Source organism: Pseudoalteromonas sp. C2R02, assembly GCF_018860845.1.
Taxonomy (GTDB): domain Bacteria; phylum Pseudomonadota; class Gammaproteobacteria; order Enterobacterales; family Alteromonadaceae; genus Pseudoalteromonas.
The window spans coordinates 109,592-120,838 of the sequence record NZ_JAHKQC010000033.1 but is presented as its reverse complement, the minus strand read 5'-3'; the positions used below and the strand labels follow the sequence as shown (position 1 = coordinate 120,838).

Annotated in this window: 11 protein-coding genes and 2 tRNA genes; 7 read left to right on the top strand and 6 right to left on the bottom strand. The window is 35.3% G+C overall.

Annotation, left to right across the window (positions count from 1 at the left end; genetic code table 11):
• Nucleotides 1-47 precede the first annotated feature (47 nt).
• From KO527_RS13330 to KO527_RS13320, 3 genes are all read left to right on the top strand, one after another.
• A tRNA-Val gene (locus tag KO527_RS13330) sits at nt 48-123 on the top strand.
• Between the two features lie 28 nt (nt 124-151).
• A tRNA-Val gene (locus KO527_RS13325) sits at nt 152-227 on the top strand.
• A gap of 174 nt (nt 228-401) precedes the next feature.
• Nucleotides 402-2,024, top strand: coding sequence for a response regulator (locus KO527_RS13320; protein ID WP_216040779.1), 1,623 nt, complete (start codon nt 402-404; stop codon nt 2,022-2,024).
• 68 nt (nt 2,025-2,092) lie between these two features.
• On the opposite strand, the gene KO527_RS13315 is transcribed toward KO527_RS13320, so the two are convergent.
• Nucleotides 2,093-2,530, bottom strand: a complete 438-nt coding sequence (locus tag KO527_RS13315) for a pseudoazurin (protein WP_216040778.1) — start codon at nt 2,528-2,530, stop codon at nt 2,093-2,095.
• Nucleotides 2,531-2,633: 103 nt separating this feature from the next.
• On the opposite strand from KO527_RS13315, the gene KO527_RS13310 reads away from it, so the two are divergent.
• The 4 genes from KO527_RS13310 to sodX are packed head-to-tail and all read left to right on the top strand — an operon-like array spanning nt 2,634 to nt 4,083.
• Nucleotides 2,634-3,062, top strand: coding sequence for a hypothetical protein (locus KO527_RS13310; RefSeq protein WP_216040777.1), 429 nt, complete (start codon nt 2,634-2,636; stop codon nt 3,060-3,062).
• 17 nt (nt 3,063-3,079) lie between these two features.
• Complete coding sequence (locus KO527_RS13305) at nt 3,080-3,280, top strand: hypothetical protein (RefSeq protein ID WP_216040776.1); 201 nt, start codon at nt 3,080-3,082, stop codon at nt 3,278-3,280.
• A gap of 2 nt (nt 3,281-3,282) precedes the next feature.
• Nucleotides 3,283-3,783 (top strand): superoxide dismutase, Ni, encoded by a 501-nt coding sequence (gene sodN, locus KO527_RS13300; protein WP_216040775.1) that lies wholly within the window; start codon nt 3,283-3,285, stop codon nt 3,781-3,783.
• 3 nt (nt 3,784-3,786) lie between these two features.
• Nucleotides 3,787-4,083, top strand: coding sequence for a nickel-type superoxide dismutase maturation protease (gene sodX / locus KO527_RS13295; RefSeq protein ID WP_216040774.1), 297 nt, complete (start codon nt 3,787-3,789; stop codon nt 4,081-4,083).
• On the opposite strand, the gene KO527_RS13290 is transcribed toward sodX, so the two are convergent.
• The 5 genes from KO527_RS13290 to smc all read right to left on the bottom strand — a co-directional run bounded on the left by KO527_RS13290 (nt 4,061) and on the right by smc (nt 11,205).
• Nucleotides 4,061-4,522 carry a DUF2919 domain-containing protein gene (locus KO527_RS13290; protein ID WP_216040773.1) on the bottom strand — a complete coding sequence of 154 codons (462 nt, stop codon included), beginning with the start codon at nt 4,520-4,522 and terminating at the stop codon, nt 4,061-4,063. The genes sodX and KO527_RS13290 overlap by 23 nt on opposite strands.
• 33 nt (nt 4,523-4,555) lie before the next feature.
• Complete coding sequence (locus KO527_RS13285) at nt 4,556-4,900, bottom strand: DUF3392 family protein (RefSeq protein ID WP_216040772.1); 345 nt, start codon at nt 4,898-4,900, stop codon at nt 4,556-4,558.
• Complete coding sequence (gene ligA, locus KO527_RS13280; RefSeq protein WP_216040771.1) at nt 4,897-6,918, bottom strand: NAD-dependent DNA ligase LigA; 2,022 nt, start codon at nt 6,916-6,918, stop codon at nt 4,897-4,899. Before ligA ends, KO527_RS13285 begins: the two co-directional genes overlap by 4 nt.
• Nucleotides 6,919-6,991: 73 nt before the next feature.
• A complete protein-coding gene (locus tag KO527_RS13275) occupies nt 6,992-7,714 on the bottom strand; it encodes a cell division protein ZipA C-terminal FtsZ-binding domain-containing protein (protein WP_216040770.1) in 723 nt (240 codons plus the stop codon).
• Between the two features lie 56 nt (nt 7,715-7,770).
• A complete protein-coding gene (smc, locus tag KO527_RS13270; protein ID WP_216040769.1) occupies nt 7,771-11,205 on the bottom strand; it encodes a chromosome segregation protein SMC in 3,435 nt (1,144 codons plus the stop codon).
• Between the last annotated feature and the right edge of the window lie 42 nt (nt 11,206-11,247).

The following is an 11,247-nucleotide window of genomic DNA, read 5'->3' as shown; positions in this document are numbered from 1 at the left end:
AGTCCAGTATCACCCACCATTTTGATAAAACAACCACAGATTTCTGTGGGTGATTAGCTCAGTTGGGAGAGCATCGCCCTTACAAGGCGAGGGTCACTGGTTCAAGTCCAGTATCACCCACCATTTGCATTAAGTTCAAAACCTATTATCTGGGTGATTAGCTCAGTTGGGAGAGCATCGCCCTTACAAGGCGAGGGTCACTGGTTCAAGTCCAGTATCACCCACCACATAATAACCTCTAAAAAACATCTTCCTAAAAACTTTAAAAATATTTATTATTTCATTTATCCCGCTAAAATTGCCAAAAACTAACCACTTAGTCTAAATATCTTTAATATCACTTGTCAGGCACAGATCTGTTTAATATATTCATAGTTACACACTGTGACTATATTTAATAAATGATAGATAAAACCTTTAACAAAACTAAAGTACTGATCATTGATGATCAACCTTTAGCACAGAGCTATATGAAGCAATCTCTAGAAAGCATAGGCTTTAGAGATCTTATTTGTGCTGAACGCGCACAAACCGCATTACGACTGTGTCAAACTAGTAAGTTTGATTTAATTCTGTGCTCATTCAATTTAGGCAGAGATAAAGATGGCTATCATTTATATGAAGAACTCAAAAATAAGAAACTTGTTAAACGTACTACAGGCTTTATCTTTATCAGTGCAGAAACTAGCTCAGCTCTTGTTCATAGCGTTATAGAATTACAACCTGATGATTTTTTAGCCAAACCTTTTTCACAAAAAGAACTCAGTACCAGAATTGAAAAATTATTAAATAGAAAAACAACTTTAGCTCAAATTTATGATTTCATTGATGTTGAAAATTATTCTAAAGCTTTAAAAGTTATAAAAGCACAGCTAGCTTCGACCAAAGTATCTAATTACACCCCTATTCTTCTTAGATTAAAGGGAGAGTTATTACTTAAGTTAAATCAGTTTGCTGAAGCTAAAGAGTTTTTCAAGTCTGTTTTAGGGATCCAAAAATTTACTTGGGCAAAAATTGGTTTAGTAGAATCATTGATTGCAAATAGCGAATTTAAATTTGCGCAAAATTTACTTGAATCTATGCTTGAACGTCCAGAAACCCGGCTAGTCTCATACGATTTACTTAGTAAATTAGAGCTTCAATTAAAAAACTATGATAGCGCACAAAACTACTTAGTAGGTGCAACACAAATGGCACCTCGAAATATTAATCGGCAACATCAATTAGTTAATATTGCTCGGTTAAATCATGATTATGAAAATAACTATACAGCTAACCGTAATATTTTAAAGTTTGCGAAAAATTCAATTCATGATCACCCTAATATTTATTTAAATGTCGCCAGAGCTGGTGTTGATTATGCTTTAACAACAGATCAATCCGAATTGGTTACTAGATTAACAAGGCAATCTAGTGAGTGTTTAAATGAATTAAAAACACAATTTCCGGATGCTGATACACAAGAGCAACTTGATATTCTACATGCACGTATTCATTACCTAAAAGACGAAAGAGAAAAAGCACTCGCACTCATTAATCAACTAGATAATGAAGATGACCCTATCCGCTCAGTTGATGATTCATTAGATAAAGCAAAAGCATTACATGAACTTGGATTTCATCATAAAGCGAGTTTACTTTTTGATAAAATCAACCAACATTGCCTACAATACAAAGTAGATGACAAAACACTCTTAGCTTATATTTCTCAAGAAAAACAAGAGAGAAATGAAATTAAACATGGTCCTCGGGAGCTTAATAACAATGCTGTAGAGCAATATCAAAGAGGCCAATTTCCAAAAGCAATTGAAACTTTTTCTCAAGCTTTTAGAGTTATGCCAAAAAATGCCAGTATAGCCCTTAATTTATTACAAAGTATGCTTAATGCTTCAAAATCTGGTGAGAGTTTAAATTCGGCTTTAATCGAAAAATGTAAAAAAGCGATAGAGTCTGAACAACTTGATGATGAACAGCAGCAAAGGTTTGATAAACTCAAAGAGCAACTTCCTTCAAAAATTCATTAACAATCAACTTTCACTATATTAACTATGTATATTTATAAAAGGTCTATTCCTTAATAGACCCACCCTCTTTAATTTACTTTTTTAAGATAGTTATCCATGCGCTCTTTATTCAGGGCTACTGTCGGTTTCACAGTTTGCCAGTCTTTTTTGGCAGCTTCTAAATTAATTGCGCTACCAACTTGAACAAGTCCTACCATACCCATAACAGTGTGCGGCAAGCACTTATATAAATAAACACCTTCTGTATTAAAAGTTACCTTAGTTGGTTTACCAAAGGGGGTTGAAAATGCTTTTGCGCCATCAGGCACTGAAAAAGATTGCGCATTATGACTGGCATCACTAGGAATAAAATTAATAACATCGCCTTTTTCAATCTTAATATAGCCAGGTTCCATTATCATAGTTGCGCTATTAGTACCTGAAGTTACTAATTTAACAGTATGCTCTGCCGCGTTAACTTGAGCCAGACCAAAGGTTAAGGCCGCTGCTATGATTAATTTTTTCATATTACTCTCCTAAGATTTTTCATTCAAAAAACTTTTTTTTCTTTACATTTCAAATTAAAACCAATATAAATGCAAATCATTATCATTACAACAAAGTAATTAAATGGAAAACTGGCAATCTATGATGAAAACAGGCAATGCATTTTTTGAGCAATGCGCCTGGTTTGATGCACAATATTATTATCAAAATGCAATTAGCCATATAGAAGCTTTATGGTCTAGTGATCCTCAAAACATTCAATTACTACTTGGCTGGATCTCAGGAATGCATAACTTATCTGCTCTGTTTGAAATTCAAGGTGACTTTCAAACCGCTTTATATTATTTAAAAGCACCACACGAGCATATGCTGAGTATTACGCAAGACGATACACAATCTGAATCTATGCAGTTAATCGCGCTAAAAGCACTGAAAATAACACTAGCTCCATTATTAGAATTTTCTCAGCAACACCCTATATGTGATCCTTGTTTAGACTCTCTACACGCAGCAGAAGAGTTTATTAACGCTTCACAGCCTATCATTCATTAAACCTAAGGTATAAATCAATGAAGAACAAAAAAACTATTTCAGCATTACTCATTAGTGCAGCGCTTGCTACACAAGCTGTTTATGCTCATCCTGGGCATGATCACAATGCAGCATCTGCAGACTTAATTCATTTATTTTGGATTGCACCGGCAGTAATTGCAGTTGGATTTATTGCCTACAAATTAATAAACAAAAACAAACAATCTAAGAAGGGTTAATCATGCTATTTAACTTAGTAAATAAATTAGATCAAAAATTCAGTTTTTCAACTGCATCCGCACATTGTGATATTCCCTGCAAAATATACGATCCTATTTCAGCTCAAATTGCAGTGTTAACTATGATCAGAATGGTTGATCTGTTAAATGAACTTAATGAAAAAACAGATTTAACCGCTAATGATCAAGCCCAATTTAGTCGCCTACTAAATCAAAAAGAAGAGCATGGAAATAAAGTAAAAAAAGAGATTCGAGTGATTTGGGGTGATTATATTAAGCAACCACAATTAGAAAAGTTTCCAGAGCTACATGAATTAACGCACAGTATTATGCTTGTAACTTCAAAAGCAAAACAACATATAGATAAAGACACTACTTTAGATTTATTAAATAAGGTAAATAGATTTGCTGAAATATTTTGGATCACTAAGGATGTAGAAACATTTACAGCTGTATGCCCTTACCCGCCAGCACAAACATTGGTTTACCCTAAGCTAAATTAATATATGCCCTTTAAGTTAATAAGAATTACGGGGCACAGTATGTCGCCTCGTATACCAGATAATAGTTATGTTTTACTGTTTTCTTGGTTAAACATATTTAAGCCTAAAAAAGGCAATACTTTGCTTATTAAGCATCCTAAATATGGTGATATAATTAAAACCTTGAATTATGTGGATAACCAAGGTTTTTTCTGGTTCAAGGGAGAAAGTGAACAAAGTGTCTCTATGATTGAAATAGGCCCTATCTCAAAAGACCAGATTTTAGCAAAGGTTTGTTTCACTTTGTCGGCCAATCGTTAAAAAATACAGGTAAATATTTACTGCGTATTAAATAGAACAACACCCAAGAAACTAATAACAATTGTATAGCAAGAAAAGCAGAGAACTGAAAATGATGACTTTTTGCTTGCATCAATAACCAAGCCAAATCAAGTACACAACACAAAACCAAAGGCGTTTTCATAAAACGCCAAGCTTTTGCTAATTTAGGATTACTACTAGGGCGTCTCAAAGAAAAGATAACAGCGGGTAATAATGCTAACGCACCAATTGCTAACGCAATAAAAAAATCATTTTTATTGCGATAAAACAATGACATTAAATCTAAATCTGGACGCCTTGATACCGCAGAAAAAATCCAAATTATATAAGTTCTTAATAAGATAAGAAATGTAAAACTCAATGCGATAGGTGCACGATAAACACCATGTTTATCCCAGAATTCAGGCCCAAAACGCATTACAACTTCCTCGGTTTTTCATATCAAAAGTCTCTAAATTTGATTTTTTCTATCTGCTAATACACCTAAAACAATAAAAGCCACCAGCAAAAGCCAAGGCATATATATATTGCCAAACAGCAGCAGTAACTTTATTAATAAAGGCGTGACAAATAAGGTTAACGCACCAAAGCCAAACGCAGTCACAATTATAAAAATCACAGTGCGGATAATAAAGTGCTTACGGGCAAATAATCGCTTAATAAACTTATTTAAATCATTTGCGTACAGCGCAATTAAACATACAATAATTGTCAGTGCTATTTGGCTTAGGTGAGGTAAAAACCAGCTTGCTAGCTGGTTTGAAACCTGATTAAAAAAAGTGGTTAAAGTATTCATACATTATGAACTGCAAATAAATCAACTAAGTCTTGTTCTGTTAATATTTTAAGACCCAAGTCTTGCGCTTTTGTTAGCTTAGAACCTGCTTTATCGCCTGCAACTAAGGCATGGGTTTTTGCAGAAACACTACCCGATACTTTGGCACCTAAAGTTTGCAATTTCGCTTTTGCTTCTGAGCGACCCATTTGTGTCAGAGTCCCTGTTAAAACATAAGTTAAACCAGCTAAAGGCTGCTCACTTTCTGACTTAACTTCAATGTCAGGCCAATGAACACCTGCTGTTATTAAATCTTCTATCACTGTTTTATTATGCTGCTCTCTAAAAAAGAAGTTCACATGTTTTGCAACGATTTCACCCACATCAGATACATCTTGTAAGCTCTCTACACTTGCTCTGCTTACTTTCTCTAGTGTTAGGTAATGATTTGCTAAATTTTGCGCAGTTGCTTCGCCTACTTCTCTAATGCCTAAACTATATAAAAAGCGTGCTAAAGTTGTTTTTTTAGCGTCTTGCAAAGATGTAATTAAGTTTTCTGCTGATTTAGGTCCCATACGTTCTAATGTTTCAAGATGACCTTGTTTTAAAATAAATAAATCAGCTGGTGTATGAATTAACTCTCTATCAACCAATTGCTCAACTATTTTATCTCCTAAACCATCAATATCTAATGCCTTACGAGAAGAAAAATGTTTAATAGCCTCTTTTCTTTGAGCTTCACATACTAAACCACCACTACAGCGTGCTACAGCTTCTCCAGCTAAACGTTCGACTGCAGAATTACACACTGGGCAAGAATCTGGAAAAGTAATGTCTACGGCATCATCAGGACGTTTATCTAACACGATTTGTGCGACTTTAGGAATTACATCGCCGGCACGACGAATAATCACAGTATCACCAATTTTGATACCTAAACGCGCGATCTCATCTTGATTATGTAAAGTGGCATTAGAAACCGTTACACCACCAACAAATACGGGCTCAAGTCTTGCTACAGGTGTGATAGCCCCTGTTCTGCCAACTTGAAACTCTACATCTAATAACTGAGTTAATTCTTCTTGAGCTGGGAATTTAAAAGCAATTGCCCATCTTGGAGCACGAGCAACAAAGCCTAGTTGCTGTTGTAATGTTTTATTATTTATTTTAATTACAACGCCATCAATTTCATATTTTAGGCTGGTACGGCGCTCACCAATATCTTGATAATAAGCTAGCGCAGCATCTACGCCTTTAACTAACTTAGTTTCAGGGCTCATAGGTATGCCCCATTGCGTTAGCTGGGTTAATTGCTCAAAATGATCTTGTGCCAATTCGCCATTTTCAACAACACCTGTGCTGTAGGCATAAAACATTAATGGTCTTTTAGCTGTAATTTTAGAATCAAGTTGACGTAAACTACCTGCTGCGGCATTTCTTGGGTTTACAAATACTTTGTCACCACTTAGCTTTGCTTGCTCATTCATTTTTTCAAAGCCAGCGCTATTCATAAATACTTCACCGCGCACTTCAAAACGCTTTGGATAGCCAGAACCACGTAATTTTAAAGGAATATTACGTATCGTTTTAACATTCTCAGTGATGTTTTCACCCGTAGCACCGTCGCCACGGGTTGCAGCTTGTACTAATACACCATCTTCATACAAAATTGAGACAGCTAAACCATCAAGCTTTGGCTCACAGCAAAACTCAAAAGTGTGGGATTCTTTTAATCTGTCTTGTAAACGCTTGTTAAAAGCATGAAACTCAGCATCATCAAATGCGTTATCAAGAGATAACATAGGCACTTCATGAGTCACTTGCGTAAAGCCAGCGAGTGCATGTCCGCCTACTTTTTGAGTTGGTGAATCTGGTGTAATAAATTCTGGATTTTGTTGTTCTAGTTGGGTTAAAGATTTAATTAATCTATCGTATTCAACATCTGGAATACTTGGTTCATCTAAAACATAATATTTATAGTTATGCTCTTCAAGTACTGATTTAAGGCTATTTATTTGTACTAAAATATCTTCCGACATGGTTTTCTCTATCAACAAAAAAGCCACCAAAGGTGGCTATAAACTATAAATAAATGATTTCTAAGATTTTGGTTTAACCAAACTCTCTTATTTTTTCAACGTACTGCCTAACTGTTGGTACAGTTAATAATTCGCGCTTATGGTCAAATATTTCAGCGCCAAATTCATCTGCAATCTTTTTAGCTGCGCTATGTAACATATTAAATGCAGGTAAGGTATCACCTTCACAAGGCAGCGTCATAAATAAACTGATACCGGCAGTTGAAAACTGCTCCATATTATCAATATCAAAGGTACCTGGATTAAACATATTTACAAGTCTAAATAGTACAGGTCCATCGCCTGAAGGGTCTTGATGACGATTGAAGAACCCTTCATCTGAGTATTTAAACCCTAAAGTAAGTAATAAAGGTAATAAAGAAGAACCTTGCATCGTTAGCCCTGTAGGCATTTGAATATGAACTATTATAAAATCTTTAGGCTCTTCTGCTTGAGGCGTTTCTTGAGTATCAGATGTTTCTTCATCTGTAGCAGATTTTACATCATCATCTTCATCTAATTGAACGCTAATATCACCAATCTCAGGCTCATCTCTGTCTGCAACCATACTAGGCACATCCATAGGCTCATCTGCAATTTCAACTGATGGTGCTTGCTCTTTACTGCTAGTGTTTATTTTGGCTTCACCTGATGGGGTTTCGTCTTTTTTTCTTACAGACCAAATTCCATGTAATAATAATCCACCAATCACTAAGGCGCTAATGATCACTAAAACCCATCTTAACTCTTCGGCCATGCCTCTACCCTTTTTTATTTTTAATGCAGTACATTCTATTTATAGCATTATATTAGTTAATTAACAGCCATTTCAACTGCTTGGTCAATATCAACGGCAACCATACGAGATACACCGGGTTCTCCCATAGTTACACCGACTAAACTACCTGCCATTTCCATGGCAATTTTATTATGGCTGATATAAATAAACTGCACAGATTCTGACATTTCTTCAACCAAACGACAAAAACGTCCAACATTAGCATCATCCAATGGCGCATCTACTTCATCCAGCATACAAAATGGCGCAGGATTGAGCCTAAAGATGGAAAACACTAATGATAATGCGGTCAGCGCTTTTTCTCCACCACTTAGCAAATGAATTGTTGAATTTTTCTTTCCCGGTGGTCTCGCCATAATAGAGACTCCACTTTCTAATAAATCATCTGAGGTCAACTCTAAATATGCGTGGCCTCCGCCAAAAACTTTTGGAAATAATTCCTTTAACCCTTCATTTAACGCATCAAATGTTTCTTTAAAGCGGTTTTTGGTTTCTTTATCAATTTTTTGAATCGCCGTTTCTAATGTATTTAGCGCATCAAATAAATCTTGATATTGTTCATCTAGATACTCTTTTCTATTTTTGGCTTTTTCATACTCATCAATTGCAGCTAAGTTAATTGGCCCTAAAGCTTCTATTTTTATTGCAAGCTCTGATAATCTTGCTTGCCAAATACTACTTTTTGCATTTTCTGGTAAATGATTTAATACTGATTCTAAATTAGTATTTAAATCTATTAAAGGTTCAAGTAAAGCCGATGCTCTTACAACACTGCCTTCCTTTTCAATTTGCAGCTGTTGTAATTTTTTTTGTATGTTAGCTAATTCACCTTGCGCATTTTTTTGGCCTCGCTCTTTGGATGACAACCCCTCTTTTGCTTTAATTAGCACTTCATCTTGCTCTAATTGTACAGTTTTTAAGGATTGCTTTTTCTGTAACAAACGTTGAATTTCCTCATCAACATGCTTGATAGGCGATTCTAATTCAAGGTCTTGCTCAGTCAGTGATTTTTGTAATGTTAAGGCTTCATCTAATGACTTTTGAATATGGGTCAACTGATTTAGCTCTAAAGTTAACGTATTCTTAGCCGTTTCAAATGCTAAACTCGCGTCATGATTCTCATTTTTAAGTTGTTCAAATTGCTGCTGATATAACTTTAATTCTTGTTTTGCCTGTTCATACGCTTGCTCAGCTGACTGCGTTTTTGATTGCAACTGCTCATTTTCTATGTTTTCCCAAAGCGATTTGGCATGTTTTAATTCATCTTGATGCCGCTTATATTGCTCTTGTAGATGTTTTAATTTGAGCGTGATTTCATTTACTTGTATTTGCCATCGTTGAGCCTGTGATTGCAATACATCTAAGCGTGTAAAAACAGCAACATCTTGCTGGGTTAGTTGATGAATTCGCCCTGAAAGTGCTTCATCATCACTTTTAAGCTCAGATATGAGATCTGTTTGTTGTTGAAGATTAAGTTTCAGAACATCACGTTTATGTGCTAATTCTGTTAATCTTTGCTCTATTGATACTATTTTTTTTGCTTTTAAGATTAATGATGCTGACTCATCAATTTGAGCATCTAATACCCAGTTTCTTCCAAATAATGTGCCTTGCTTATTAATGCATGCAAACCAGTTTTTATCTTTTAAAATTACTTTAGCTTGGGCTTCGTTTTCAATCAGTGCAATATGTTCTAATACATCAGGAAAAGTACCAGAAGCCACTTTTCGTGCTAATGCAACCTCAGAAGCGCCATCAGTGTGACTGCGCCAAATACGATGGCCTTCGCTTTTAGTCGATTCATAATTTTGAAATGTTTTTGCATTTTTAAATTGCTGTAATGCATGCTCTATGGCTAACTCAAACCCATTGTGTATTTTAAGCTGGCTAAACAGCAGAATATCTTGTGAGTTTGTTTGTCCATCCTTATTTAGCGTAACATTGTTGACTATATCACTTAACGCTTTGAGCTGTGCTTCTTGTTGACTAAATTCAGTTTGTAATTGCTCACATTCATTTTGAATGTCTTGCTGTTTTTGTAACTGTAAACCAATTAAATTCAGCTTTTTGTTTTGTGCTAATTGCTGTTGTGCTAAGTCACTTTTTAATTGTATTTGTTCTGTTTGTAACTTCGCCAGTTCATTAGCGCTATTTTGTTGCTCTAATTGATTAAGCTGATGCGAACAGTCTTGCTGTTGTTTTTCATTTAACTCTAACGTATTGAGAATTTTCTCTATATTTAATTCGTTTTTTTGAGTTTGCTTTTCATATTCATGAAACTGCTTTTGTAAATTTTGCCAATTTTTAAATGCGTCTTGGTTTTTTTTGTGTAATTCATTAGAGTGAATTTCATTTTCAGCAACACGTAGTTTTGCTATTTCCAGGTTTTCCTGAGCCAGTTGTTCAGCTTGCTTATTTTCAGATTGCGTTTTTTTAAGTGTGTTTTGGCTTGCTGTTAATGCCACTACTTTAGAGCTACATTGCTCACTTTGAGCGATTAGCTCTTGTCTTTTTTGTTTTAAATGCACTTTTTGTGTTTCAAAACGCGTTAATTCTGTTGTGGTTTTATAATCTGACTCTTGAATTGCTTGGAGCTTTTGTGTAACCGCTTCTATTTCACTTTTTAGTGAGGCAAGGACATCTTCATGACCAATATGAGCTTGTTGATAAAATTGAATTTCTTGTTCTAGCTTGTTTATTTTTTCTTCTGTCACTGCGATTTGTTGTTGCAGTTTTTGCCATTTTAAAACTGCCAATTCACTTTTTAAACATCGCTCTTGTGCTTTAAATTGCGAATATGACTTAGCTTGTTGCGATTGTTCATTCAACTTATCTAACTGAGCTTGTAATTCTTGGCGTACATCTAATAAACGTTCTAAGTTTTCACGTGTACTGCGTATCCGAGTTTCAGTTTCTCTTCTGCGCTCTTTATATTTAGAAACACCTGCGGCTTCTTCAATAAATGTGCGAAGTTCATGAGGTTTACTTTCAATTAACCGGGAGATCATGCCCTGTTCAATAATGGCGTAACTGCGAGGACCTAAACCTGTGCCTAAAAATATATCTGTGATATCACGCTTACGGCATTTACTGCCATTTAAAAAATAAAATGACATGCCTTCACGATTAACAGCCCTTTTAATTGAAACTTGGTTTCTGCTAGCAAAAGTATCTGGTAAACGACCTTGGGTATTATCAAAAATAAGTTCAACAGAAGCTTGAGATATAGGCTTTCTAGATGTTGATCCATTAAAAATAACATCTGTCATGGCATCGCCACGCAGGTTTTTTGCTGAACTCTCACCAAGCACCCAACGTACGGCATCAATTACATTTGATTTGCCACAGCCATTAGGTCCAACAACACAGGTCATTTGATCTGGGAAAGGTATTTTTGTAGGCTCAACAAAGGACTTGAAGCCAACCAGCTTAATGGTACTCAGGCGCATGTATCTTTTTATTATTATCTATCAGGTTTTGGGCCGCTAATT